This window comes from Pseudomonas sp. AP3_22 TE3818 (assembly GCF_053628995.1).
This window is the reverse complement of sequence record NZ_JBRJHL010000001.1, coordinates 4694783-4718858: the sequence shown is the minus strand read 5'-3', so window position 1 is coordinate 4718858 and position 24076 is coordinate 4694783. Positions and strand designations below refer to the sequence as shown.

Annotated in this window: 24 protein-coding genes; 18 read left to right on the top strand and 6 right to left on the bottom strand. The window is 60.1% G+C overall.

Annotated elements, in window-relative coordinates:
• Positions 1–260: 260 nt before the first annotated feature.
• Positions 261–1259, bottom strand: a complete 999-nt coding sequence (locus AB7M25_RS21445) for an alpha/beta hydrolase (RefSeq protein ID WP_429381339.1) — start codon at positions 1257–1259, stop codon at positions 261–263.
• 83 nt (positions 1260–1342) lie between these two features.
• Between AB7M25_RS21445 and aroC the strand changes: the two genes are divergently transcribed.
• Genes aroC through mtnC form a run of 5 tightly spaced genes read left to right on the top strand, consistent with a single transcriptional unit; the run spans position 1343 to position 5492 of the window.
• Positions 1343–2434 (top strand): chorismate synthase, encoded by a 1092-nt coding sequence (aroC, locus tag AB7M25_RS21440; RefSeq protein WP_429381341.1) that lies wholly within the window; start codon positions 1343–1345, stop codon positions 2432–2434.
• 29 nt (positions 2435–2463) lie between these two features.
• Complete coding sequence (locus AB7M25_RS21435; RefSeq protein WP_429381343.1) at positions 2464–3615, top strand: MFS transporter; 1152 nt, start codon at positions 2464–2466, stop codon at positions 3613–3615.
• Positions 3612–4238 (top strand): methylthioribulose 1-phosphate dehydratase, encoded by a 627-nt coding sequence (locus AB7M25_RS21430; RefSeq protein ID WP_095964025.1) that lies wholly within the window; start codon positions 3612–3614, stop codon positions 4236–4238. Before AB7M25_RS21435 ends, AB7M25_RS21430 begins: the two co-directional genes overlap by 4 nt.
• A 20-nt stretch (positions 4239–4258) precedes the next feature.
• Positions 4259–4804 carry a 1,2-dihydroxy-3-keto-5-methylthiopentene dioxygenase gene (locus tag AB7M25_RS21425; RefSeq protein ID WP_104449805.1) on the top strand — a complete coding sequence of 182 codons (546 nt, stop codon included), beginning with the start codon at positions 4259–4261 and terminating at the stop codon, positions 4802–4804.
• A gap of 4 nt (positions 4805–4808) precedes the next feature.
• Complete coding sequence (gene mtnC / locus AB7M25_RS21420) at positions 4809–5492, top strand: acireductone synthase (protein ID WP_429381346.1); 684 nt, start codon at positions 4809–4811, stop codon at positions 5490–5492.
• 109 nt (positions 5493–5601) lie between these two features.
• Here the strand turns inward: mtnC and AB7M25_RS21415 are convergent, their stop codons facing one another.
• On the bottom strand, positions 5602–5880 hold the full coding sequence (locus tag AB7M25_RS21415; protein WP_104449970.1) for a DUF3509 domain-containing protein: 279 nt from the start codon (positions 5878–5880) through the stop codon (positions 5602–5604).
• A 355-nt stretch (positions 5881–6235) separates the two neighbouring features.
• Between AB7M25_RS21415 and AB7M25_RS21410 the strand changes: the two genes are divergently transcribed.
• From AB7M25_RS21410 to AB7M25_RS21365, 10 genes are all read left to right on the top strand, one after another.
• Entirely contained in the window at positions 6236–8074 is a 1839-nt protein-coding gene (locus AB7M25_RS21410; protein ID WP_429381348.1) for a long-chain-acyl-CoA synthetase, read from the top strand.
• A gap of 97 nt (positions 8075–8171) precedes the next feature.
• Positions 8172–8690, top strand: a complete 519-nt coding sequence (locus AB7M25_RS21405; RefSeq protein ID WP_429381350.1) for an ankyrin repeat domain-containing protein — start codon at positions 8172–8174, stop codon at positions 8688–8690.
• A gap of 248 nt (positions 8691–8938) precedes the next feature.
• Positions 8939–9469 carry a hypothetical protein gene (locus AB7M25_RS21400; protein WP_429381352.1) on the top strand — a complete coding sequence of 177 codons (531 nt, stop codon included), beginning with the start codon at positions 8939–8941 and terminating at the stop codon, positions 9467–9469.
• Positions 9470–9552: 83 nt separating this feature from the next.
• Positions 9553–9744 carry a PLD nuclease N-terminal domain-containing protein gene (locus AB7M25_RS21395; RefSeq protein ID WP_429381354.1) on the top strand — a complete coding sequence of 64 codons (192 nt, stop codon included), beginning with the start codon at positions 9553–9555 and terminating at the stop codon, positions 9742–9744.
• 237 nt (positions 9745–9981) lie between these two features.
• On the top strand, positions 9982–10857 hold the full coding sequence (speE, locus tag AB7M25_RS21390) for a polyamine aminopropyltransferase (RefSeq protein ID WP_429516777.1): 876 nt from the start codon (positions 9982–9984) through the stop codon (positions 10855–10857).
• Between the two features lie 202 nt (positions 10858–11059).
• Positions 11060–11293: a hypothetical protein gene (locus AB7M25_RS21385; protein WP_429381356.1), complete on the top strand. Its 234-nt coding sequence runs from the start codon at positions 11060–11062 to the stop codon at positions 11291–11293.
• A 210-nt stretch (positions 11294–11503) separates the two neighbouring features.
• A complete protein-coding gene (locus AB7M25_RS21380; protein WP_007971898.1) occupies positions 11504–11848 on the top strand; it encodes a ribonuclease E inhibitor RraB in 345 nt (114 codons plus the stop codon).
• A gap of 360 nt (positions 11849–12208) precedes the next feature.
• Positions 12209–13618, top strand: a complete 1410-nt coding sequence (locus AB7M25_RS21375; protein WP_007971899.1) for a circularly permuted type 2 ATP-grasp protein — start codon at positions 12209–12211, stop codon at positions 13616–13618.
• Between the two features lie 12 nt (positions 13619–13630).
• A complete protein-coding gene (locus tag AB7M25_RS21370; RefSeq protein ID WP_007971901.1) occupies positions 13631–14581 on the top strand; it encodes an alpha-E domain-containing protein in 951 nt (316 codons plus the stop codon).
• Positions 14578–15387 carry a transglutaminase family protein gene (locus AB7M25_RS21365; protein ID WP_104449796.1) on the top strand — a complete coding sequence of 270 codons (810 nt, stop codon included), beginning with the start codon at positions 14578–14580 and terminating at the stop codon, positions 15385–15387. The genes AB7M25_RS21370 and AB7M25_RS21365 overlap by 4 nt, the downstream gene beginning before the upstream one ends.
• A gap of 123 nt (positions 15388–15510) precedes the next feature.
• Here AB7M25_RS21365 and AB7M25_RS21360 read toward each other — a convergent pair whose 3' ends face one another.
• Entirely contained in the window at positions 15511–16311 is an 801-nt protein-coding gene (locus tag AB7M25_RS21360; protein WP_429381758.1) for a c-type cytochrome, read from the bottom strand.
• A gap of 625 nt (positions 16312–16936) precedes the next feature.
• Here AB7M25_RS21360 and AB7M25_RS21355 point away from each other — a divergent pair.
• The 3 genes from AB7M25_RS21355 (at position 16937) to AB7M25_RS21345 (ending at position 21129) form a co-directional block, all read left to right on the top strand.
• Positions 16937–18142, top strand: a complete 1206-nt coding sequence (locus AB7M25_RS21355) for an acetyl-CoA C-acetyltransferase (RefSeq protein ID WP_429381359.1) — start codon at positions 16937–16939, stop codon at positions 18140–18142.
• A gap of 24 nt (positions 18143–18166) precedes the next feature.
• Complete coding sequence (locus AB7M25_RS21350; protein ID WP_454237977.1) at positions 18167–20311, top strand: 3-hydroxyacyl-CoA dehydrogenase NAD-binding domain-containing protein; 2145 nt, start codon at positions 18167–18169, stop codon at positions 20309–20311.
• Positions 20312–20406: 95 nt separating this feature from the next.
• Positions 20407–21129: an amidotransferase gene (locus AB7M25_RS21345; protein WP_429381363.1), complete on the top strand. Its 723-nt coding sequence runs from the start codon at positions 20407–20409 to the stop codon at positions 21127–21129.
• A gap of 100 nt (positions 21130–21229) precedes the next feature.
• Here AB7M25_RS21345 and AB7M25_RS21340 read toward each other — a convergent pair whose 3' ends face one another.
• The 3 genes from AB7M25_RS21340 to AB7M25_RS21330 form a co-directional block, all read right to left on the bottom strand.
• Positions 21230–22201, bottom strand: a complete 972-nt coding sequence (locus tag AB7M25_RS21340) for a magnesium and cobalt transport protein CorA (RefSeq protein ID WP_104449792.1) — start codon at positions 22199–22201, stop codon at positions 21230–21232.
• 147 nt (positions 22202–22348) lie between these two features.
• Complete coding sequence (locus AB7M25_RS21335) at positions 22349–23071, bottom strand: lysophospholipid acyltransferase family protein (protein WP_102702386.1); 723 nt, start codon at positions 23069–23071, stop codon at positions 22349–22351.
• Positions 23072–23285: 214 nt separating this feature from the next.
• A complete protein-coding gene (locus AB7M25_RS21330; RefSeq protein ID WP_102702387.1) occupies positions 23286–23975 on the bottom strand; it encodes a crotonase/enoyl-CoA hydratase family protein in 690 nt (229 codons plus the stop codon).
• Positions 23976–24076 lie beyond the last annotated feature (101 nt).

Here is a 24076-nt window from a genome sequence, read left to right as displayed (position 1 = left end):
CAACTAGTTTTCACATCGCGCCGTGCCTGCTGTTGTGCAGGGCAAGGCGCGAGAAGCGTGGTTTGGTCATTCCAAATAAGCTTCGAGCAACGCAGCCCTGCACAACAGCAGGCACGGCCCTTCGGGTTGTGCCTTAAAGCGGGCCAGGCTGCGTTGCAGGCCTTGGAAAGGGAAAAACCATTCCCAGCGGCCTGCGCCTTGCCTGGCCCGCTTTAAGGCACAACGCGGTGCGAAAACTAGTTGAGAACGCCCCTGAGCCGTTAACTGGTGCGAAGTCCGTCGATAAACCCGAGGATTCGCGTGCCCAGTTCCGCCGCCAGAGGCAATTGCGGGTCCTTATAGGAAGCCAGCTGGCGTTTGACGTCGTTGGGCACGATGCGCATGACGTGGTTCATGCCTTCGATCAGGGCCAGTTCGGCGTCCGGTTTGGCGGCCTTGAGCAGCCTGGCGTCATTGATGCCGACCTGGATGTCGTTGCTGCCCTGGATGATCAGCGCTGGCATCTTCAACTGGCCAAACGCTGCAGCCGGATCCTGGCGGAACAGGGAAATCAGGTACGGCTGCACGCTCGGACGGAAAATGGCCTGCAAGGGTGGCGGCACATTGTCGTCGGGCTTCCCGGCCTTGAGGCTGTCGAGCAATTGGTTACTGCGCAGCAACAACGGCGGTGGCAGGCGATTGCCCAGTTGCTCACGGATCACCTGATCGACCGGTCGCGCGCTGCCCGAGACGGAAATCACCGCATCGGCGTCGATGGTTGGCGCGGCCAGGCTGGCGATCAAGGCGCCTTCGCTGTGTCCGAGCACGATCAGTTTGCCGAAACGCGGATCAGTCTTGAGCTTCTGGCCCCAGGCCTCGGCGTCGGAAACGTACGCGTCGACTGTCAGATTGCGTTCGTCCGGCGTCGCGGCCAGGCTTGCTGCAACGCCGCGCTTGTCGTAACGCACGCTGGCGATGTTGTGTTTGGCCAGCACCCAGGCCAGGCGCTTGAGGCTATCGTTACGCCCGCCGTCAGGATTGTTGCCGTCGCGATCCGTAGGGCCGGAGCCGGAAATGATCAGGACAACGGGTACCGGGTTGTCGGACTTGGGCAGCAGCAAAGAGCCGAAAAGCTCGCCGGTGCCGGTGTCCAACGTGATCGGCCGTTGCAGGACAGTCGCCTGGGCGAAGCCGGAAATCAGGGTAAGGCTCAAGGCTAGAACTCGCAGCATCATCACGCCATCATCAAGAAGATGCCGGTTGGACTCACAGGCACCCATAAGGTTCGAGGATGAACTACTTGGGTAGCCTGCGTATACTGGCGCGCATTACGTATTCAGGTTCATTTCACGGAGCGTCCTGCATGTCCGGCAATACCTACGGCAAGCTGTTCACTGTCACCACCGCGGGCGAAAGCCATGGCCCGGCGTTGGTCGCCATTGTCGATGGCTGCCCGCCGGGGCTGGAGATATCCCTGGAGGATCTGCAGCGTGACCTGGACCGCCGCAAGCCCGGCACCAGCCGCCACACCACCCAGCGCCAGGAAGCCGACGAAGTCGAAATCCTCTCTGGCGTGTTCGAAGGCCGCACCACGGGGTGCGCCATTGGCCTGTTGATCCGCAACACCGACCAGAAGTCCAAGGACTACTCGGCGATCAAGGATCTGTTCCGCCCGGCCCACGCCGACTACACCTACCACCACAAGTACGGTGAGCGCGATTATCGTGGTGGCGGTCGCAGCTCGGCCCGGGAAACCGCGATGCGCGTCGCGGCCGGTGCGATTGCAAAAAAATACCTGGCCAGCCAGGGCATCGTGGTTCGCGGCTACATGAGCCAGCTCGGGCCGATTGAAATCCCGTTCAAGACCTGGGACTCGGTCGAGCAGAACGCCTTCTTCAGCCCGGATCCGGACAAAGTGCCTGAGCTGGAAGCCTACATGGACCAGTTGCGCCGCGACCAGGATTCGGTCGGCGCGAAAATCACCGTAGTGGCCGAGGGTGTGATGCCAGGCCTCGGCGAACCGATCTTCGACCGTCTCGATGCTGAACTGGCCCATGCGCTGATGAGCATCAACGCGGTCAAGGGCGTGGAAATCGGCGCCGGTTTCGCCAGCGTTGCCCAGCGCGGTACCGAGCATCGCGATGAAATGACCCCGCAAGGTTTCCTCAGCAACAACGCCGGCGGCATTCTCGGCGGTATTTCCTCCGGGCAGCCTATCGTTGCGCACCTGGCGCTGAAGCCGACGTCGAGCATCACCACGCCGGGCCGTTCCATCGACATCCATGGCAACCCGGTGGAAGTGATCACCAAGGGCCGTCACGACCCGTGCGTGGGTATCCGTGCCACGCCGATCGCCGAGGCGATGATGGCCATCGTGCTGATGGATCATCTGCTGCGTCACCGTGGGCAGAACGCCGATGTGCGTGTGAGCACGCCGGTGCTGGGTCAGCTGTAAATGGCTGACCTCCTGGTCGCAGCCGTCTGATGGCGACTGCGGCGCTCCCGTACTGGCGGCTCTCCAGTTTCTATCTGTTCTATTTCGCCTTGCTCGGTTCGACAGCGCCGTTTCTGGCGCTGTATTTCGATCACCTGGGATTCAGCGCCGCGCGCATCGGCGAGCTGGTGGCGATCCCGATGCTGATGCGCTGCGTGGCGCCGAACATCTGGGGCTGGCTGGGCGACTTCACGGGGCGGCGGCTGGCCATCGTGCGCTTCGGCGCGGTGTGCACGCTGCTGACCTTCTCGCTGATTTTCGTCAGCAAGACCTACGCCTGGCTGGCGATGGTCATGGCCTTGCATGCGTTCTTCTGGCACGCGGTGTTGCCGCAGTTCGAAGTCATCACCCTGGCGCACTTGCAGGGGCAGACCTCGCGCTACAGCCAGATTCGCCTGTGGGGATCGATCGGTTTCATCATCACCGTGGTCGCGTTGGGCAGGTTGTTCGAATGGCTGAGCCTCGACATCTACCCCGCGGCGCTGGTGCTGATCCTGGCCGGCATCGTGCTCAGCAGCCTGTGGGTGCCCAATGCCGAACCGACACCGGGCAACCGGGTGGCGGGGGACGGATTTCTCAAGCAATTGCGCAGCCCCGGTGTCTTGGCGTTTTACGCCTGCGTGGCGCTGATGCAGATGAGCCATGGACCGTATTACACGTTTCTGACCCTGCACCTTGAGCGGCTGGGTTACAGCCGCGGCGTGATCGGCATGCTTTGGGCGGTCGGCGTAGTCGCCGAAGTGCTGATGTTTCTGGCCATGAGCCGGATACTCGCGCGCGTCTCGCTGCGTCGGGTGCTGATGGCCAGTTTTCTGCTGGCGGCGTTGCGCTGGCTGTTGCTGGGTTCGCTGGCGGAGTTTCTTTGGGTGCTGTTGTTTGCCCAGGTGTTGCACGCGGCGACGTTCGGCAGCTTTCACGCCGCTGCCATTTCATTCGTGCAACGTAGCTTCGGCGCACGCCAGCAAGGTCAGGGGCAGGCGTTGTACGCTGCCCTGGCCGGTACCGGCGGTGCATTGGGTGCGTTGTATTCCGGCTACAGCTGGAACGCCCTTGGCGCCGCATTGACCTTTAGTATTGCCAGCCTCGCAGCGCTCGCCGCTGCCGTTATCATTGCCACATGTATGCAAGAGGACAGGCCATGAGCCTTACCCGTGAACACCTCGCCCAGGAAATCATCGACGCCGGGCGTTTTCTCTATGGCCGCGGTTGGTCGCCGGCCACCAGCAGCAATTACTCGACCCGCCTGTCGCCGACCGAAGCCTTGTTGACCGTCTCCGGCAAGCACAAGGGCCAGTTGGGCATGGACGACGTGCTGGCCACCGACCTGTCAGGCAATAGCCTGGAGCCGGGCAAGAAGCCGTCCGCCGAAACCCTGCTGCACACTCAGCTTTACAGCTGGCGGCCCGAGATCGGCGCGGTGCTGCACACCCATTCGGTGAATGCCACCGTGCTGTCACGCCTGACGCCGCAAGACTTCATCGAATTCGAAGACTACGAACTGCAAAAAGCCTTCAGCGGTGTGACGACCCACGAGTCCCGGGTGCGTGTGCCGATTTTCGACAACGACCAGGACATTGCGCGCCTGGCCGCCAAGGTGCAGCCTTGGCTGGACGCCCATCCCGATTGCGTCGGCTACCTGATCCGCGGCCATGGCCTCTACACCTGGGGCGCACGCATGAGCGATGCCCTGCGGCAGATCGAGGCCTTTGAATTTTTGTTCGAGTGCGAGTTGAAGATGCGCTCGCTCTTGAACGTTAAAGCATGAACCGTTAAGGAGTTGCCCTGATGAGCAGCCTGTCCGTTTATCACGTCTCCAGCCCTGAAATCCCCAACAAGGTGCTGACCCATTTCGAAGACATCGCCTCGACCCTGGCTGAACAAGGCGTGCGTTTCGATCGTTGGCAAGCCGCCACCCGGCTGCAGCCGGGCGCCACCCAGGAAGAAGTGATTGCCGCCTATCAAGCGCAAATCGACCAGCTGATGACCGAGCGCGGTTACATCACCGTCGACGTGATCAGCCTCAACAGCGATCACCCGCAAAAAGCCGAACTGCGCGCCAAGTTCCTCAACGAACACCGCCATGGCGAAGACGAAGTGCGATTTTTCGTCGCCGGCCGTGGCCTGTTTACCCTGCACATCGACGATTACGTCTACGCCGTGCTGTGCGAGAAAAACGATCTGATCTCGGTTCCGGCTGGAACCAAACACTGGTTCGACATGGGCGAGCACCCGCATTTCATTGCGATCCGCCTGTTCAACAACCCGGAAGGCTGGGTGGCCAATTTCACCGGTGAAGACATCGCCAGCCAATTCCCGCGTCTGGAGGACTGAGTCGATGCCGATCAAAGCGATTCTCACCGACATCGAAGGCACCACCAGCGCGGTGAGTTTTGTCTTCGACGTGCTGTTTCCCTATGCCGCCAAACACCTGCCGGCGTTTGTTCGTCAGCAGGCCGGGCGCGCTGACGTGGCCGAACAACTGGCCGCCGTACGCCGCGACAGCAATGAGCCGCACGCCGACGTCGAACGGGTCGTCGAGATCCTGTTGGGCTGGATTGCCGAAGACCGCAAGGCCACGCCGTTGAAAACGTTGCAGGGCATGGTCTGGGAGCAGGGCTATCAGGCCGGGCAGTTGCAGGGCCACGTGTACCCGGACGCCGTTGAAGCGCTCAAGCGCTGGCATCAGGATGGCTTTCAACTGTTTGTTTATTCGTCCGGTTCTATCCAGGCTCAGCGGTTGATCTTCGGCTGTTCGGTGGCGGGGGACCTGACGCCGCTATTCAGCGGCTACTTCGATACGACTTCAGGGCCAAAGCGCGAGGCGCAGTCCTACGTCAACATCACCCGGGCGATCAACCTCGAGGCGGGGCAGATTCTGTTCCTGTCGGACATCGTCGAAGAGCTCGACGCGGCGCGCTCGGCAGGAATGGCCACTTGCGGCCTGGCTCGCGAGGGCGGGAAGCTGGCGGGGCATGTGACCGTGGACAGCTTTGCGCGGATCGATCCCGCTATTTTCTAAACGCCTCAAAACCTGTGGGAGCGGGCTTGCTCGCGAAAGCGGAGTGTCAGTCAACATTCACGTTGGATGACACTCCGCTTTCGCGAGCAAGCCCGCTCCCACATTGTTTTTACAGCGAGTGATAAGTCGGCAAGGCAAACCGTTGCTGGCTTTGCAGCAAGGAAATCTGCGGCAGTTCACTGGCTTGTTCGGCGAGGTCGCGGCGAATCGCACTGATGACCCACGTCAGTTGGTCGCCATTGTGCAATTGCTGGTAGGAAATCGAGCGTTTGAACACTTTGCCTTCGCCGCCGCTCAGTGTCAGCAGGATCCCGCCATCAGGACGGGCCTGGGTGGTGACTGTGTAGTTGGAGAACAGGGACGTAAATTTTTCCTGAATCAGGCTCATGTCGTTCAGCTCCGTGATGACTTGAATGGCGTGGAGAGACCGTTGCAGCCTTTGTGCCAGTGTTTTTACTTGTACAATATCAATAAAAATCAATGACTTACTGTTTTTGGTGATTTTTGCATTCGTGCAATCTGCATGAATGGCCATCGTGCATCCTGCATTTTGCGAGGTCGCTCGGCGATTCGATGGAACCATTGCTCAAGGCAGGGTTCACGCCGGGCAACCTGGCGATCGCCGATCAAGATCACGGATACAAAACATTTCAAAAACCGCGTGTACAGCTCAAGAACCGTTGACGTATTTTCGGCCTCAGACATCGCCGCCCGACAATAAAAATACAGCGAACGGGAGCATCATGAGCCGCACGTCGAACGACACGATTACCTGGGGCATGATGCTCCGCAAGCTGCCTTCCATCGCCAAGGCCATCCCTCGGGTGGTCAAGGGCATGAAGGCCGCCAACGTCAAGGACCCGACCCAGGCGTGTGGTTTGGGCTGGAGTTTCGAGCAAGCCACATTGCGCAACCCGGATGGCCCGGCGCTGCTGCAGGACGACGTCACGCTCAGTTACTCCGAGGTCAACCAGTGGGCCAACCGCATCGCCCATCACCTGATCGGCCAAGGTATCGGCAAGGGTGACGTGGTCGCGGTCTTCATCGAGAACCGCCCGGAACTGCTGGTGACGATTCTGGCGGTGGCCAAGGTCGGCGCGATCAGTGCCTTGCTCAATACCTCGCAGACCCGCGACACCCTGGTGCACAGTGTGAATCTGGTGGCGCCGGTGGCGATCATTGTCGGTGAGGAGCTGGTTCCGGCGTACCAGGCGATACGAGATCGGGTGGCGATCCAGCCTGCCCGAACCTGGTTCGTCGCCGATCAGGACACCTCTCGCCAACCGGGTATCGCGCCTGAAGGGTTCATCAACCTGATGACCGTCAGCCTCGACGACGCCAGTGACAACCCGGCCAACAGCCAGCGGATTTTCTTCGACGATCCCTGCTTTTATATCTACACCTCGGGCACCACGGGGCTGCCCAAGGCCGGAGTGTTCAAGCATGGCCGCTGGATGCGCAGCTCCGCGAGCTTCGGCATGATCGCGTTGGACATGCGCCCGGAGGATGTCGTCTATTGCACCTTGCCGCTGTATCACGCCACGGGCCTTTGCGTGTGCTGGGGCTCGGCCGTCAGTGGTGCCAGCGGGTTCGCCATCCGCCGCAAATTCAGCGCCAGTCAATTCTGGAGCGACGTTCGCAAATACCAGGCAACCACCATCGGTTATGTCGGCGAACTGTGCCGCTACCTGGTCGACCAACCACCGAGCGCCAACGACAGCCGGCACGATGTGAAGAAGATGATCGGCAACGGCCTGCGTCCCGGCGCCTGGAACGAGTTCAAGACCCGCTTTGCGGTGAATCACATTTGTGAACTCTATGCCGCCAGCGATGGCAATATCGGGTTCACCAATATTCTCAATTTCGACAACACGATCGGGTTTTCCCTGATGTCCTGGGAACTGGTCGCCTATGACCACGACAGCGGCGCGCCGATTCGTGAAGCCAATGGCTTGATGCGCAAGGTCGCCAAGGGCGAGCAAGGGCTGTTGCTGGCAAAAATCGACGACAAGGCTCCGCTGGACGGCTACACCGACCCGCAGAAAACCGCCAAGGTCGTGCTTGAGGATGTGTTCGAAAAGGGTGATCGCTACTTCAACACCGGCGACCTGTTGCGCAACATCGGCTTTGGTCATGCGCAGTTTGTCGATCGCCTGGGCGACACCTACCGCTGGAAGGGTGAAAACGTGTCGACCACGGAGGTCGAGAACATCCTCCTGCAACACCCGCATATTTCCGAAGCCGTGGCCTACGGCGTGGAAATCCGCAACACCAATGGCCGGGCCGGGATGGCAGCGATCACGCCCGCCGAATCCCTGGCCACCCTGGACTTCAGTGAACTGCTGGCCTTTGCCCGTGAGCAAATGCCGGCCTATGCGGTGCCGTTGTTCTTGCGGGTGAAAGTGAAAATGGAAACCACCGGGACTTTCAAGTATCAGAAGACCCGGCTCAAGGACGAAGCTTTCGACCCGGGTAGGACCGGTGATGACCCGATCTATGCCTGGCTGCCGGGAACCCAGACTTACGTGCAGGTCACGGAGCAATTGTTGTCCGACATTCACGGCGGCAAGTACCGCTATTGAATCTGGCTATGGCCGTCCATGAGAAAAAACAAGTGACAGTGCCGGGACCGCTCGGGAAACTGTCGGCTTTTACGAATGACAGAAAAGGGAGTGCCCAATGTCAGACAAAAGCCGCCAGATGACCCCCGAAGAAGCCGCCGAATTTGCCGAACAGGTATTCAACAAGGCACGGGAGGGCGATGCGGCGATGATGGCCGCGCTGCTGACCAAGGGTTTGCCGCCGAACCTGCGTAACCACAAGGGCGATACCTTGCTGATGCTGGCCGCGTACCACGGTCATGTGGACACGGTAAAAGTCCTGCTGGAGCACAAGGCCGACCCGGAGATCCGCAACGACAACGGCCAGAGCCCGATTGCCGGCGCCGCCTTCAAGGGCGACCTGGCGGTGATCAAGGCCTTGGTCGACGGCGGCGCGCAGGTGGAAGGCTCGTCCTTCGACGGCCGCACGGCGCTGATGATGGCGGCGATGTTCAACCGCGTCGAAGTGGTCGACTACCTGATCAGCAAGGGGGCCGACCCGCAGGCCAAGGACGCCAATGGCATCACCGCGCTGGAGGCCGCCAGGACCATGGGGGCTGCCGATACGGTTGCTCAACTGGAAAAACTGCTGGGCTGACGTTGAACCCTTGGGTGAGGGAGCTTTTGTGGCGAGGGGGCTTGCCCCCGTTCGGCTGCGAAGCAGTCGTAAAGTCAGCATATGCGGTCTTTCTGATGTACCCCAATTGAATGTTTCGGGGCCGCTTCGCGACCCAACGGGGGCAAGCCCCCTCGCCACAGGGATTGCATCGCTACAGGACCGCATTTCACGCATTAATGCGGTATCCTTCGCGCCCTCAAAATTCACCTCGCTACAGGATCCTCCCCATGAAAGCCGCACTCGTCGAACTCATCAGCAAAATCAGCTCCGGGTGCATGGGCGAAGACGAAATCCTCAAGGTCGCAGACGAAGCGGCCCAGGCCTACGCCGACCCGCAGGCTTTTCTGAGCGCCAATCCGGACATCAACTACGACGAAACCTTCCCGATCCCGTTGGGTGAATGGGTGGTGGTCGGCAGCCTGCCGGACACGGTGCTGTTCCAGGCTGATACCTACATGGACCTGTTCGCGCAGATCGTCGCCTCGTTCGGCCCGGGCGTGGAGTTCAATCTCAAGCCCAAGCAACTGGCCAAGACCGAAGCCTTGACCGCGCTCAACCGCATCCAGGTGCAAATGAGCAGCCTGAACAAGGAAAACGGGGGCTACACGCTGATGAACTTCAGCCAGTTGCTCGATGACGAATTGCAGGTGGTACTGGTGTACGGCAATGACGTGCCCCGCGTGCTGCAATTGTGCGCAGAAGCCGGCATCGCAGCCGCGCCCTCCCTGGAAGCCCTGAAAGTGGCAATCCACGTCTGATAGCCAAATACTGTCAAATCAAAGGGAACCCTCACGACGACCGTCTATCCTAAGAGGGCAAATCACTCTTCAGGAGCGTCACCATGGGTTCCACGTTCAACAGCCTGGTTGCCTTGATCATTTTTGCCCTGGACATCTGGGCCATCATCAACGTATTCAAAAGCAGCGCCGAGACCGGGATGAAAGTCCTCTGGGTACTGTTGATCGCACTGTTGCCGGTGCTGGGGCTGATCATCTGGGCCATCGCCGGGCCGCGGGGCAACGTCAAATTCTGACGGATTTCCCACAAACAACACCGACCCTGTGGGAGCGGGCTTGCTCGCGAAAGCGGTGAATCAGTCAACATTGATGGTGACTGACACTACGCCTTCGCGAGCAAGCCCGCTCCCACATTCGACCTGTCATGTTCCGCGACGTAGAATGCGCGCCTTTCCCGGTCATTCGAGACGAACGAATGGCCATCATGGGCGGGTAACCGTCCGTTGCCACCCGCATTCATCGGAGCACTTCCCATGAGCAATACCCCGACCAGCCACTACCTGGAAACCCTCTACGAAGGCTACGGCCAGCGTTTTCGCATGGAAAAACTGCTGCACGAAGTGCGCACCGAACACCAGCACCTGGTGATCTTCGAGAACCCGCGCATGGGCCGGGTGATGGCGCTGGACGGCGTGATCCAGACCACCGAAGCCGACGAGTTCATCTATCACGAAATGCTGACCCACGTGCCGATCCTCGCCCATGGCAGCGCCAAGCGCGTGCTGATCATCGGCGGCGGCGATGGCGGCATGTTGCGTGAAGTGGCCAAGCACCGCAGTGTCGAGCACATCACCATGGTCGAGATCGACGGCACCGTGGTCGACATGTGCAAGGAATTCCTGCCGAATCACTCCAAGGGGGCATTCGATGATCCACGCCTGAACCTGGTGATCGACGACGGCATGCGTTTCGTCGCCACCACCACTGAAAAGTTCGACGTGATCATTTCCGACTCCACTGACCCGATCGGGCCGGGCGAAGTGCTGTTCTCGGAAAACTTTTACCAGGCTTGCCACCGCTGCCTGAACGAAGGTGGCATCCTGGTGACCCAGAACGGCACGCCATTCATGCAGATCGAAGAAGTGAAGACCACCGCCGGTCGCCTGCGCAGCCTGTTCCCGGACTGGCACTTCTACCAGGCCGCCGTGCCGACCTACATCGGCGGCTCCATGACCTTCGCCTGGGGCGCGACCGATACCGCTTATCGCAAGTTGTCCCGCGAAACCCTGCAACAGCGTTTCACGGGCAGCGGCATCGTCACTCGCTACTACAATCCTGAAATCCACATCGGCGCGTTCGCTTTGCCGCAATACGTGTTGCAGGCCGTGAACAAGCCCAGCAACGACTGATTGGATGAAATGCAACACCTGTGGGAGCGGGCTTGCTCGCGAATAGGCTGTATCAGTCAGCAATTCTGTCAACTGACACCCCCTATTCGCGAGCAAGCCCGCTCCCACATTGAATTGCGGCGGAACAAGGCGGAACAATTAGCCAGCTAACAAGGTCGAGATAGAGGTAAGCCCATCCATGGGTTTTATCGAGGAGGCTTCAATGCAAAAGTGGAAAATCACTTTCGTGGATGATCATGGCGAAACCGTTAACGAGGTCTTCGAGTGCACCGAGCGCCCGGATAACGAGTGCGCCGCCAAGCTCATCAAGGCCCGGCTTCTTCCTGTCGCTGCCGAGCTGGATCTGAACGATCTGGAGGGGCGGACCGCCGATGCGAGCGTCAAAGAGCTCAAGTCCCAGAACAGCATTCAAATCCTCGACATAACTCCAATCTGAACGGCACCTGTCGCATTCACATCGAGACCTTGGCAGCGGCTCTATCTTGAGGCTACTCTGCAAGCGAGATCAGCGAATGAATCGCTAAGGTCTGGTCTTGTCAGCTCCATGCTTGTTTCCCGCCGGCACATCGGTTGCCGTCGCTCGCGCTGTTCGGTTGCGGGTGAGGGAGTACGGAAAGTCTATCCATCGTTTTGAGGAGGACGTTTCATGAGCACAGCCTATCAAGAAGACATCAGCAGCAGCGTGTTGCGCCGCATGAAAGAAGGCGGTTTTGACTTTTCGCGGTTTCATCCCATCGAGTTCTACGCCATTTTCCCGGATGAGGAGCGGGCACGCAGGGCGGCAGGTCATTTCCACCGGGGTGAATCCCTGGATGCGCAAGTCAGTGTGCGCGACGACGGCGCTTGGGCGCTGGAGTTGTGCAAAGTCATGTATGCCACCTACGACGATATCGGCGACTTCGAGCAGGGTTTCGAAGCGGTTGTCGAACCGTTGGGCGGAATCATCGAAGGCTGGGGTGTGAAACAGGAGGTACGAGGGCGACTCGCATAAACTTATGAACAGTGACAACCGGCATTGACGGCTAACCTTCGGGTTGGCCGTTTTCGTTTTTGCCGCCAGGAAATTGAACATGACCCCCTGTAGGAGCTGGCTTGCCAGCGAAAGCGTCCTCCTTGAGCAGCACATGACTTAACGACCCCTTCGCCGGCAAGCCGGCTCCTACGGACTATGCTGGTGATAGGCGATAGCCACGCCTTGCAATGAAGCGGGGGCGATCAGATTGGAGCAATTGCCGCACAGGAATGGTGCGGTCCTTGCGCATTGATTATCCAACTGATTGATATCAAAGCGTTTATGCCGCTGGCACGGGCCTTGCGAAGGTCTGGACGTCCGAGTGACAAGGAGTACGGCATGATCCGCACCTATTTTGATGAGATGTACGATGCCGGCGGCCAGGTCCGCCCGCATTATCGGGAGTTTGCCCGTTGGCTGGCCGAGACGCCTGACGAGCTTCTGGCACAACGGCGACGCGAGGCCGATCTGCTGTTTCATCGCGCCGGGATTACCTTCACGCTCTACGGGGACGAGCAGGGCACAGAGCGCCTGATTCCCTTCGACACCATCCCCCGCAGCATCCCCGCCAGTGAATGGCGGGTCGTCGAGCGCGGTTGCATCCAGCGGGTCAAGGCGTTGAACATGTTCCTCGCCGACCTGTATCACGAGCAACGCATCATCAAGGCCGGCATCATTCCGGCTGAGCAGGTGCTGGCCAACGAGCAGTACCAGTTGGCGATGCAGGGGCTGGACCTGCACCGCGATATCTACTCGCACATCTCCGGCGTCGACCTGGTGCGCGACGGTGACGGCACCTACTACGTGCTCGAAGACAATCTGCGCACACCGAGCGGCGTCAGCTACATGCTCGAAGACCGCAAGATGATGATGCGCCTGTTCCCCGAATTGTTCGCGGCGCAACGCATCGCCCCCATCGACCACTACCCGAACCTGTTGCTCGATACCCTGAAAAGCTCAAGCCCCATCGACAACCCCAGCGTGGTGGTGCTGACGCCGGGGCGCTTCAACAGTGCGTTCTTCGAGCATGCGTTTCTGGCGCGGGAAATGGGTGTGGAGCTGGTGGAAGGCGCGGACCTGTTCGTGCGTGACGACAAGGTCTTCATGCGCACCACCGACGGGCCGAAAGCGGTCGACGTGATTTATCGTCGCCTCGACGACGCCTTCCTCGATCCGCTGGCCTTCAACCCGGAGTCGATGCTCGGCGTGCCGGGGCTGCTGTCGTCCTACCGTTCCGGCAACGTGGTGTTGGCCAATGCCATCGGCACGGGGGTGGCGGACGACAAATCGGTGTATCCGTTCGTGACCGACATGATCCGTTTCTACCTTGATGAAGAGCCGATCCTGAAGAACGTGCCGACCTGGCAGTGCCGTAATCCGTCTGAGCTTTCCCACGTGCTGGCCAATCTTCCAGAACTGGTGGTCAAGGAAACCCAAGGCTCCGGCGGTTACGGAATGCTGGTGGGGCCGGCGGCGACGGCGGCGGAAATCGAAGCCTTCCGCGCGCGGATCATCGCCAAGCCCCATGCCTATATCGCACAACCGACGCTGTCGCTGTCGACCTGTCCGACCTTTGTCGAAAACGGTATCGCGCCACGCCACATCGACTTGCGGCCGTTTGTCCTGTCGGGTCGCGAGACCCGGGTGGTGCCCGGCGGTTTGACCCGTGTCGCCCTGCGCGAAGGCTCCCTGGTGGTCAACTCCTCCCAGGGTGGCGGAACCAAGGACACCTGGGTGGTCGAGGATTAAAGGAAGCCTGCCATGTTAAGTAGAACTGCCTCGGATTTGTATTGGATGTCGCGTTACCTGGAGCGGGCGGAAAACCTCGCACGGATGCTCGATATCAGCTATTCGCTGTCGCTGATGCCGCAAGACGGCCGTGGCGACGGTTTGCACGAACTGGCCATGCCGCTGTTGATCACCGGCACCCTGGACGATTACCTGGAGCGCCATGGCGAACTGCATGCCGAACGGCTGCTGCATTTCTTCGCCCTGGATGCGGCCAACCCGGCGAGCATCTACAGCTGCCTCGGTGCCGCACGGGCCAGCGCCCATGCGGTGCGTGGGCGCATCACCGCCGACATGTGGGAAAACATCAACGCCACCTGGCTGGAAATTCGCGGCATCGCCGAACAGGGCCTCAGTCGCTACGGCATGAGCCGTTTCTGCGAGTGGATCAAGGAACGTTCCCACCTGTTCCGGGGCGCGTCCTACGGCACCATCATGCGTAACGATGCGTTTCGCTTCATTCGTCTGGGGACCTTCATCGAGCGGGCGGACAACACTTTGCGCCTGCTCGATGCCCGTTACGAAATGGCCGGCGACCAGGCCGAAGCGGTCAGCGATGGCACCGCTCACGCGTATTACCAATGGAGCGCGTTGTTGCGGGCGTTATCGTCGTTTGAGGCCTACACGGAAATCTACCGCGACGCCCCTGGCGCCCGACATGTCGCCGAATTGCTGTTGCTGCGCGCGGATGTGCCGCGCTCCCTGCGCGCCTGCACCGAAGAAATCGACCAGATCCTCGCACAATTGCCGGGGGCCAACGGTCGTCCGGCACAGCGCCTGGCGGCAGAAATGGACGCACGCCTGCGCTACACCGGCATCCATGAAATTCTCGAAGAAGGCCTGCACGCCTGGCTGACCGAATTCATCCCGCTGGTGCGCCAGTTGGGTAACGCGATTCACAGTTCTTATCTGGAGGCCGCATGAGACTTTCCATTAGCCACGAGACCACCTATCACTACGAAGACAAGGTGCGGGCGAGCATCCAGTACCTGCGACTGACACCCCACGACAGCGAGCGCCAGCACGTGCTCAGTTGGCAGCTCGACCTGCCGCGCCCGGTGCGGGCGCAACTCGATCCGTTCGGCAACATCCTGCATGTGCTGACCATGGACGAGCCTCACGAGGCGATCATCATCGGTGCCCGCGGCCAGGTCGATATCGATGAATGGCGTGAGGCCGAACACGAAAGCCAGTCGGCATTGCCGTTTCTGCGCTTCACTCGGTTGACTGAAGCCGATGCCGCCCTGCGTGCGTTCGCCGAGAAGGCGTGTAAGCAACGCCGCGACCGCACGGCGTTGATCGATCTGATGCATGGACTCAACCAGCATATGACCTACACGCCGGGTTCCACGGAAGTGGACACCAGCGCGGCCCAGGCCTTTGCCGGACGCTCTGGCGTCTGTCAGGACCATACCCATGCGTTTCTTGCCTGCACCCGCAGCCTGGGCATTCCTGCACGTTATGTGTCGGGCTATCTGTACAGCGAAAGCAGCGAACACCTGGCCAGCCACGCCTGGGCCGAAGCCTGGCTGGATGACGCCTGGTACAGCTTCGACGTGACCAACGAACTGGCCCGGCCAGAACGTCACCTGAAACTGGCGGTGGGCCTGGATTATCTGGATGCCTGCCCGGTACGCGGGATGCGCCGGGGCGGCGGGTGTGAGCAGATGCACGCGAAGGTGCTGGTCTCACCGACGCCCGCGCCAGTGATCTCGGTGCAGCAGCAGTAACAAGTATCACTGCTCATCCTGTGTAGGAGCTGGCTTGCCAGCGATAGCGGTCTGACATTCAACATTGATGTCCGACTGTGATGACCTCATCGCTGGCAAGCCAGCTCCTACAAGGGGAATGCATCAGGGCTTGATCTTGCGCCCGACCATATGCTGCAAATACCCCACCAGCATCCCCAGATCCCCATCCGGCAACACCTCGGCCGAGAACCCGGGCATCTTCGCTTGCGGCCACTGGCGCAAGCTCTGTGGATCGCGAATGTAGCGCTTGAGGAAGTCCGCGCCGAAGTATTCGGTCGGGCTGTATGGAATATTCAGGTCCGGCCCGAACTGCGCATCCCCGGCACCATTGAGTCGATGGCACGCCAGGCAGTTCTTCTGGAACAACGCAAAACCCTTGTTCACCGGATCATCGGCCTTCAAGGACGGATCGGGCAGCAGGGCAGGGAAACGCTCGGCCACGGGCGCCAGGCGCTTGATGCTCGCCACCTGGAACGGCCATTGCTCGGGGCTGATGTTGTCGGCCTGTGGATCGGTCCAGACCAGGTAGAACGGCCCGGCCCCCGGTTTGCCTTCCGATAGCGCTGGCCACGGTTTGGCCGGGTCTTCAATCGCCAGCCAGGCCCGTGCCCCTTGGGTATTGAGCAACGGCGCCGCGGCCATTTCGGCGGCAAAGCCATCCAGGGCCACGGCTTGCAGGTGGTCGTCAGGCTTGATGCCGGTCAGCAGGGCGGACAGAGGCACGGCGCGGTAGCTCATGTCCCGTTTGTAGGAAACGTCGTTGCTGATGTTGAGGGTTTGCACCTGGGGATGCTTGAGCAATTCCTCCGTCTGCCAGGTGCGACTGTTCGCGCCCAGCTCCAGATTCAGCTGTGCGGCCAAAAGGGGCGAACCGAACAGCAGGGCCCCGAGCAGAATGAGCATTTTCAAAGTGATTGCCGTCCTTGTCGTGGAAGTGCCATGAAGGGTGGCACAGCCACGCTGGCCCGGGTAGCGGGCCAGTCACATTTTGATAGTGGCAATTAAAAAACTGTGACGCCGTATCTTTCAGACGCGACTAGCCGATGACCTTGGTCAGGTTCGGCAATATCAACAACAGCGTGGTGGCAAAAAGGATGAGCCCGGCTTGACGTACTTTCGATTGTTTGAACATGGCTTGACCGCCTTTATTGTTATTTCCTGATGCCTGCCTGCATAGCTCCATGTTGGCAGCGCGTTGCACTTCCTGTAATGACGAGCGCCTCGGCAAAACCCGACGACAACTTCGTACAACTTCACCTTAGAGCCCGCGCTGCGCTTGGTTTAGATCCATTTCATATGGTTAGGTTGCGATTAGCTTTAAAAAAGGCATGAGGCCTATTGCCAGCTTCTTTGCCGCCCTTTGGCTAGACAGGTTGGTGTCCTGAATCGGTTAATCCGGTCGTTCACGACCGTCCGTCTGAGCGTGTGCGTCAACATCTGTGAGCGCTGCGGTCATTGAATCAAACGCGGCTCGGGACAAGAGTGAGCGCTCTGCCTTTACTCTCCTGCACTGCGGTTCGAGGACGTCATGACCCAAGCATTGATTTTCGACGCATTACGCACGCCCCGTGGCAAAGGCAAGGCCGACGGCGCCTTGCACAGTATCAAGCCGGTGAACCTGGTGGCCGGTTTGCTCAGCGCGCTGCAGCAGCGCACGGCGCTGGACACCAGCCAGGTCGATGACGTGGTGCTCGGCTGCGTGACGCCGATTGGCGATCAAGGCTCTGACATCGCCAAGACCGCCGCCCAGGTGGCCGATTGGGATGTCAGTGTGGCGGGGGTACAAATCAACCGTTTCTGCGCTTCGGGGCTGGAGGCGGTCAACCTCGGCGCAATGAAAGTGCGTTCCGGCTTCGAGGATCTGGTGGTGGTCGGCGGTGTCGAGTCGATGTCCCGGGTGCCGATGGGCAGCGATGGCGGCGCCTGGGCGCTGGACCCGGCGACCAATCTGCACAGCCACTTCACGCCGCAAGGGGTGGGTGCCGACCTGATCGCCACCCTTGAAGGCTTCAGTCGTCAGGACGTCGATGCCTACGCCCTGCATTCCCAGCAGAAGGCAGCGCGGGCGCGGGCCGACGGTTCGTTCAACAAGTCGCTGGTGCCGGTGCAGGACCAGAACGGCATCATCCTGCTCGATCATGATGAATTCATCCGCGCCGACTCGACCCTGGAAGGCCTGGGCAAGCTCAAGCCGAGTTTCGAGATGATGGGGCAGATGGGGTTCGATGCCACCGCACTGCGGGTCTACAGCCATGTCGAACGGATCAATCATGTTCACACCCCGGGCAACAGCTCCGGGATTGTCGATGGCGCGGCGCTGATGCTCATCGGCTCCGAAGCCAAGGGCCGGGAGCTGGGGCTGCAACCCCGGGCGCGGATTGTCGCCACGGCGGTCACCAGTACCGACCCGACCATCATGCTCACCGGCCCTGCGCCAGCGACCCGCAAGGCATTGGCCAAGGCCGGGCTGCGGGTCGAAGACATTGACCTGTTCGAGGTCAACGAGGCGTTCGCTTCGGTGGTGTTGAAATTCATCAAGGACATGGCGGTCGACCCAGACAAGGTCAATGTCAACGGCGGTTCCATCGCCATGGGCCACCCGCTGGGCGCTACCGGTTGCGCCATTCTCGGCACGCTGCTGGATGAACTGGAAGCCCGACGCCTGCGTTATGGCCTCGCGACCCTGTGTGTCGGCGGCGGCATGGGTATTGCCACCATCATCGAACGCCTCTGAGCCCGGACTTCAAGGAACCCCGTTATGAGCGAAGCCATTCGTTACGAAAAAGGCCAGGACCAAATCGTCGTCCTGACCATCGACCTGCCGGGCCAGAGCGCCAACACCATGAACGCGGTGTACCGCGAGGCCATGGCCGACTGCGTCGCGCGCCTGGTGGGCGACAAGGACAACATCGCCGGTGTGATCATCACGTCGGCCAAGAAAACCTTCTTTGCCGGCGGCGACCTCAATGAATTGATCAAGGTCGGCAAGCCCGAAGCCAAAGCCTTCTACGACATGGTGCTGACCCTCAAGGGGCAGTTGCGCACCCTGGAAACCCTCGGCAAACCGGTGGTTGCGGCGATCAACGGCGCGGCACTCGGCGGCGGCTGGGAGATCTGCCTGGCCTGCCATCATCGGGTGGCGCTGGATAATCCTGCGGTGCAACTCGGCCTGCCGGAAGTCACCCTCGGCCTGCTGCCGGGCGGTGGTGGCGTGGTACGCATGGTGCGTATGCTCGGGATTGAAAAAGCCCTGCCGTACCTGCTGGAAGGCAAGAAGGTGCGGCCGCAACAGGCATTGCAGGCGGGTTTGATCGACGCGCTGGCGACCGACCGCGAAGATCTGTTGGCCAAGGCGCGGGCGTGGATTCTCGCCAACCCGGTGGCGGTTCAGCGCTGGGATGTGAAGGGCTATCAGATTCCGGGCGGTACACCGTCAAGCCCGAAAGTCGCCCAGATGCTGGCGATTGCCCCGTCTATCCTGCGCAGCAAAACCCAGGGCACGATGCCCGCGCCGGAGAAAATCCTCTGCGCGGCGGTCGAGGGCGCGCAGGTGGATTTCGACACCGCGCACCTGATCGAAACCCGCTACTTCACCGAACTGACCACCGGCCAGGTCTCGAAAAACCTGATCGGTACATTCTGGTTCCAGCTCAACGAAATCAATGCCGGCGGCTCGCGGCCGCAAGGTTTTGTGCCTTATGTCACCCGCAAGGTCGGCGTGCTCGGCGCCGGGATGATGGGCGCCGGTATTGCGTTTGTCAGCGCGTCGGCGGGTATTGAAGTGGTACTCAAGGACATCAACCTCGCCGCAGCCGAGAAGGGCAAGGCCCATTCGGCAGCGCTGCTGGACAAGAAAGTCGGCCGCGGACAAATGAGCATCGAGCAACGTGACGCGGTGCTGGCGCGCATTCAAACCACCGAAAACGATGCTGACCTGGCCGGTTGCGACCTGATCATCGAGGCGGTGTTCGAGGATCGTGACCTCAAGGCAAAAGTCTCGTTGGCCGCGCAGAAGGTCGTCGGCGTGGACGCGGTGATCGCGTCCAACACCTCGACCTTGCCGATCAGCGGCCTGGCGTGCGCCGTGCCCGATCAGAGCAAGTTCATCGGCCTGCACTTTTTCAGCCCCGTGGAAAAAATGCCGCTGGTGGAAATCATCAAGGGTGCCAATACCAGCGACGAAACCCTGGCCCGCGGATTCGATTACGTCCTGCAAATCAGGAAGACCCCGATTGTGGTCAACGACAGCCGCGGTTTCTTCACGTCGCGGGTGTTCGGCACCTTCACCAACGAAGGCATTGCCATGCTGGGTGAAGGTGTGAACGCGGCGATGATCGAGACTGAAGCACGCAAGGCCGGCATGCCTGTAGGACCGCTGGCGATCTCTGACGAAGTTTCCCTCAGCCTGATGAGCCATATCCGCCTGCAAACGGCCAAGGACCTGCAAGCAGAAGGCAAGCCGCTGACAGAACATCCTGCGTTTGCCGTCATCGACTTGCTGCTCAATGAGTTCAAGCGTCCGGGCAAGGCGGCCGGTGGAGGTTTCTACGAGTATCCGGTGGGGGGCCAGAAACACCTGTGGCCGGAGTTGAAAAAACGCTTCGAGAAAGCCGACGGGCAGATTTCGCCAGTGGATGTGCGTGATCGCCTGCTGTTCGTGCAAGCCATCGAAACCGTGCGTTGTGTGGAGGAGGGCGTGTTGACCTCGACGGCGGACGCCAACGTCGGCTCGATCTTCGGCATCGGTTTCGCCGCCTGGACCGGCGGTGCACTGCAGTTCATCAACCAGTACGGCGTACAGGACTTTGTCGCCCGCGCCCAGTACCTCGCCAAGCAGTATGGCGAACGCTTCGCGCCACCTGCATTGCTACTGGAAAAAGCGGCGAAAGGGGAGGCCTTCTAAGGGCGCGATGACACATTTCGGGGCTTGCCTTGTCACCGTGTTTCGAGGCAGGCTCTGGGGTGTGCATTATTCCCATCACGTGTCAGGTATTTTTTATGTCGTTACGCATCTGCATTCTGGAAACCGACCACCTGCGTCCGGAATTGGTTGACCAATATCAGGGCTACGGGCAGATGTTCAAACACCTGTTTTCGCAGCAGCCGATTGCCGCCGAGTTCACCGTCTACAACGTGGTGCAGGGTGAGTACCCAAGCGACGACCTGACATTCGACGCCTACCTGGTGACGGGCAGCAAGGCCGATTCCTTCGGCACCGACCCGTGGATCGAAACCCTCAAGAAGTACCTGTTGTCCCGCTATGAGCGTGGCGACAAGTTGCTCGGCGTCTGCTTCGGTCATCAGTTGCTGGCATTGCTGCTCGGTGGCAAGAGCGAGCGTGCCTCCCAGGGGTGGGGTGTCGGCACCCACAACTACAAACTGGCCGCCAAGGCGCCGTGGATGAACCCGGTGCGCGAAGAACTGACACTGCTGATCAGCCACCAGGATCAGGTCACGTCGCTGCCGGAGAACGCCACGGTTATCGCCTCCAGCGATTTCTGCCCGTATGCCGCCTATCACATCAACGATCAGGTGCTGTGCTTCCAGGGGCATCCGGAATTCATTCACGACTACTCCCGCGCCCTGCTGGAGATTCGCCAGCAGGCACTGGGTGAGCAGATCTACTCCAAAGGCATTGCGAGCCTGGAGCAGGAGCACCACGGCACCACGGTTGCAGAGTGGATGATGCGGTTTGTCGCGCACAAGCCGGCCGCTGTTTAAAACCTGTAGGAGCGAGCCCTGCTCGCGATGGTCGTGAACGATAACGCGCCAAACCTGACAGCCCGCGGTGCTCTCAGGTTTTTCGCGAGCGAGCTCGCTCCTACAACCAGCCGGACTTCTTGAAACTGGCCCACAACCCCAGACAGCCCAGCGTAATAAACCCCAGCACCCCGAAATACCCGTAGTGCCAGCTCAACTCCGGCATGTTCTGGAAATTCATCCCGTAAATCCCCGCCACCGCCGTCGGGAAGGCCAGAATCGCCGCCCAGGCCGCAAACTTGCGTTGCACCACGCTCTGACGAGAGGCCTCCAGCAGCACTCCGACCTCAATCGTCTGGCTGGCAATATCCGCCAGGGTCGTCAGGTCTTCCATCTGCCGCGTTACATGAATCTGCACATCGCGAAAGTACGGACGCATGTTCTTGTCGATGAACGGGAAGCTCAGCTTTTGCAGTTCCTCGCCAATCTCCACCATCGGCGCCGCGTAACGACGCAGGCGCAAGACATCCCGGCGCAAGCCATGAAGTTTCTGAATGTCATGCTCATTCAGCGCACTGCAAAGTACGTTGCGTTCCAGCTCATCGATTTCAGCATGGATGGCTTCACCCATTGGCTGGTAGTTTTCGATGACGAAGTCGAGGATGGCGTAAAGTACGAAATCTTCTCCGTGCTCCAGCAGAATCGGACGTGCCTCACAGCGCTGTCGGACATAGGCGTAGGAAGCCGAATGGCCGTTGCGTGCGGTAATGATGTAACCCTTGCCCGCAAAGATATGTGTTTCGATGAATTCGAGTTTGCCTTCATTACGAATCGGCGAGTACGTAACGATGAACAGCGCATCGCCGAAGGTTTCCAGCTTCGGCCGGCTGTGCTTTTCCAGGGCGTCTTCAATCGCCAGTTCGTGCAGGTTGAACTGGCGTTGCAGATTGCTCAGTTCCTGGGCGTTCGGCTCTTCCAGGCCGATCCAGACAAAGTGCCCGGGCTTTGCCGCCCAGGCTGCGCCTTCGTCGAGGGTGATATTGGTGACTTTCTTACCGGCGCTATAAACCGCAGCAGCAACAACTCTACCCATGATGGTGATTCACTTCTTATTGGCAGCTTTCTATTAGCGATAAACGCAATGGCAGGCATTGTTCAGCTTAGCCTTGGCGATGCTTGAGAGTCAGCTAAATCTGCAGCGTTCAGGGGCAAAAGAAAACCCGCACTTGGCGGGTTTCATTCAGGCGGCTTGCAGTTGCCGGTCCATCGACTCGATGCATTCACGCATCTGCTCGCGGCACTGGGCAATCAGCAGGGGCATGTCGTCCAGGCTCAATCCGGCGGTGGGAATCGCCGGCAACGAGCGAATCAGGATTTTCCCGCTGCGCCAGCGGTTCAATCGCATGTGTTTGACGTAACTGCTGACACACACCGGCACGATGGGTACCCCGGCGGCAATGGCCATCTGGAAGGCACCTTTCTTGAAGGGCAGCAACTCCTCGCCCAGGTTGCGCGTGCCTTCCGGGAACACCCAGATCGAGGTGTCTTTGTTTTGCAGGGTGTGGGTGGTGGTCAACATCGATTTGCGCGCCTTGTGCGCATTGCCGCGGTCGATCAGCACATTGCCGGCCAGCCAGAACAGCTGCCCGAACAGTGGCACCCATTTCAGACTTTTTTTGCCGATGCACACGGTTCGGCGGGGCACCACGTTGCCAAACACGAACAGGTCGTAGTTGGACTGATGATTGGCGACGATCACGCAGCTGTCAGGTTTATCCATTAACGGCCCGACTTCGGCCTTCACCCGCAAACGCAAAATACACATGGCCGGCCACGCATACAGGCGTGCGCACAGGCGGCTGTTGTCCGGGTTGAAAGGCCGGCACAGGCCGAGGATGACACCCAGTACACCCGCCACGATAAAATGCAGGCCCATCAATGACATACGAAACAAAAACAGCATTTACAGGCCCCACCGGGACAAAAGGTGGCGCAGTGTACGGATGTGCACTGTTTTCGGCAATTGCTGCCAGAGTAGTGAGAGATAGCCGATGTTTGTGCTGATGTTTCCGACTAATGGGTCAGACGCGGTCTAGAGCGGTTACAGGTGTTTAACCAGGACAGGTACGAAAAAGCCCGACACGACGGTCGGGCTTTTCTTTGCCGCAGATCCGGGCTTAACCCAAATGCTCCTGGTCCTGGATGATCGCGTTGTCCAGGGCCTCCAGCAGTGCTTTGCGCACTTTCAGTTTGGTGTTCTTGTGCGCGGTCATGTTGATCTTCTTCAACTGACGAGCCGCCGCCAGTGCCGTGCCTTGCAGCTCTTCAGCTGACACCACGACATCCAGGAAGCCGGCAGCCACGGCGCCTTGCGGGTTGAACATCTCACCGTTGACCACCGAGCGCTGAAGCGCCACCTTGTTCAGGCGGTCACGGGCGATCTCGATGCCCGCGTGGTGCATGGTCATGCCTATCTGCACTTCGTTCAGGCCAATGCTGAACGGACCGTCTACGCCGATGCGATAGTCGGCCGACAACAGCAGGAACGCACCCTTGGCCACCGCATGTCCCGGGCACGCCACGATCACCGGGAAGGGGTGCGACAGCAGGCGGCGGGCCAGGGTCGAGCCGGAGGTCACCAGTGCCACGGCTTCTCTAGGGCCGGCCGTCATCACCTTCAAGTCATAACCGCCAGAGAGAATGCCCGGCTGGCCGGTAATGATCACCACCGCACGATCAGTCACTGCCCGATCCAGCGCAGCGTTGAACTCGGCAATCACATCCGGGGAGATGGCATTGACCTTGCCATTGCTCAAGGTCAGGGTCGCGATACCGTCTTCGAGATGGTAGGAAATCAACTCACTCATGACGCTATTCCTTTCAATAAAGTTGGGCAGACGTTACCCACCGCCGCAGGCCAGGTAAAGCGCCGTGACTGACCCGCCAGTCACCCTTTGCCTGCCCGCCA

Bases quoted from the DNA above. Each gene is read 5' to 3' on its own strand.
- AB7M25_RS21445 (WP_429381339.1), bottom strand. From the start codon at position 1,259: ATGGGTGCCTGTGAGTCCAACCGGCATCTTCTTGATGATGGCGTGATG.
- aroC (WP_429381341.1), top strand. From the start codon at position 1,343: ATGTCCGGCAATACCTACGGCAAGCTGTTCACTGTCACCACCGCGGGC.
- AB7M25_RS21435 (WP_429381343.1), top strand. From the start codon at position 2,464: ATGGCGACTGCGGCGCTCCCGTACTGGCGGCTCTCCAGTTTCTATCTG.
- AB7M25_RS21430 (WP_095964025.1), top strand. From the start codon at position 3,612: ATGAGCCTTACCCGTGAACACCTCGCCCAGGAAATCATCGACGCCGGG.
- AB7M25_RS21425 (WP_104449805.1), top strand. From the start codon at position 4,259: ATGAGCAGCCTGTCCGTTTATCACGTCTCCAGCCCTGAAATCCCCAAC.
- mtnC (WP_429381346.1), top strand. From the start codon at position 4,809: ATGCCGATCAAAGCGATTCTCACCGACATCGAAGGCACCACCAGCGCG.
- AB7M25_RS21415 (WP_104449970.1), bottom strand. From the start codon at position 5,880: ATGAGCCTGATTCAGGAAAAATTTACGTCCCTGTTCTCCAACTACACA.
- AB7M25_RS21410 (WP_429381348.1), top strand. From the start codon at position 6,236: ATGAGCCGCACGTCGAACGACACGATTACCTGGGGCATGATGCTCCGC.
- AB7M25_RS21405 (WP_429381350.1), top strand. From the start codon at position 8,172: ATGTCAGACAAAAGCCGCCAGATGACCCCCGAAGAAGCCGCCGAATTT.
- AB7M25_RS21400 (WP_429381352.1), top strand. From the start codon at position 8,939: ATGAAAGCCGCACTCGTCGAACTCATCAGCAAAATCAGCTCCGGGTGC.
- AB7M25_RS21395 (WP_429381354.1), top strand. From the start codon at position 9,553: ATGGGTTCCACGTTCAACAGCCTGGTTGCCTTGATCATTTTTGCCCTG.
- speE (WP_429516777.1), top strand. From the start codon at position 9,982: ATGAGCAATACCCCGACCAGCCACTACCTGGAAACCCTCTACGAAGGC.
- AB7M25_RS21385 (WP_429381356.1), top strand. From the start codon at position 11,060: ATGCAAAAGTGGAAAATCACTTTCGTGGATGATCATGGCGAAACCGTT.
- AB7M25_RS21380 (WP_007971898.1), top strand. From the start codon at position 11,504: ATGAGCACAGCCTATCAAGAAGACATCAGCAGCAGCGTGTTGCGCCGC.
- AB7M25_RS21375 (WP_007971899.1), top strand. From the start codon at position 12,209: ATGATCCGCACCTATTTTGATGAGATGTACGATGCCGGCGGCCAGGTC.
- AB7M25_RS21370 (WP_007971901.1), top strand. From the start codon at position 13,631: ATGTTAAGTAGAACTGCCTCGGATTTGTATTGGATGTCGCGTTACCTG.
- AB7M25_RS21365 (WP_104449796.1), top strand. From the start codon at position 14,578: ATGAGACTTTCCATTAGCCACGAGACCACCTATCACTACGAAGACAAG.
- AB7M25_RS21360 (WP_429381758.1), bottom strand. From the start codon at position 16,311: ATGCTCATTCTGCTCGGGGCCCTGCTGTTCGGTTCGCCCCTTTTGGCC.
- AB7M25_RS21355 (WP_429381359.1), top strand. From the start codon at position 16,937: ATGACCCAAGCATTGATTTTCGACGCATTACGCACGCCCCGTGGCAAA.
- AB7M25_RS21350 (WP_454237977.1), top strand. From the start codon at position 18,167: ATGAGCGAAGCCATTCGTTACGAAAAAGGCCAGGACCAAATCGTCGTC.
- AB7M25_RS21345 (WP_429381363.1), top strand. From the start codon at position 20,407: ATGTCGTTACGCATCTGCATTCTGGAAACCGACCACCTGCGTCCGGAA.
- AB7M25_RS21340 (WP_104449792.1), bottom strand. From the start codon at position 22,201: ATGGGTAGAGTTGTTGCTGCTGCGGTTTATAGCGCCGGTAAGAAAGTC.
- AB7M25_RS21335 (WP_102702386.1), bottom strand. From the start codon at position 23,071: ATGCTGTTTTTGTTTCGTATGTCATTGATGGGCCTGCATTTTATCGTG.
- AB7M25_RS21330 (WP_102702387.1), bottom strand. From the start codon at position 23,975: ATGAGTGAGTTGATTTCCTACCATCTCGAAGACGGTATCGCGACCCTG.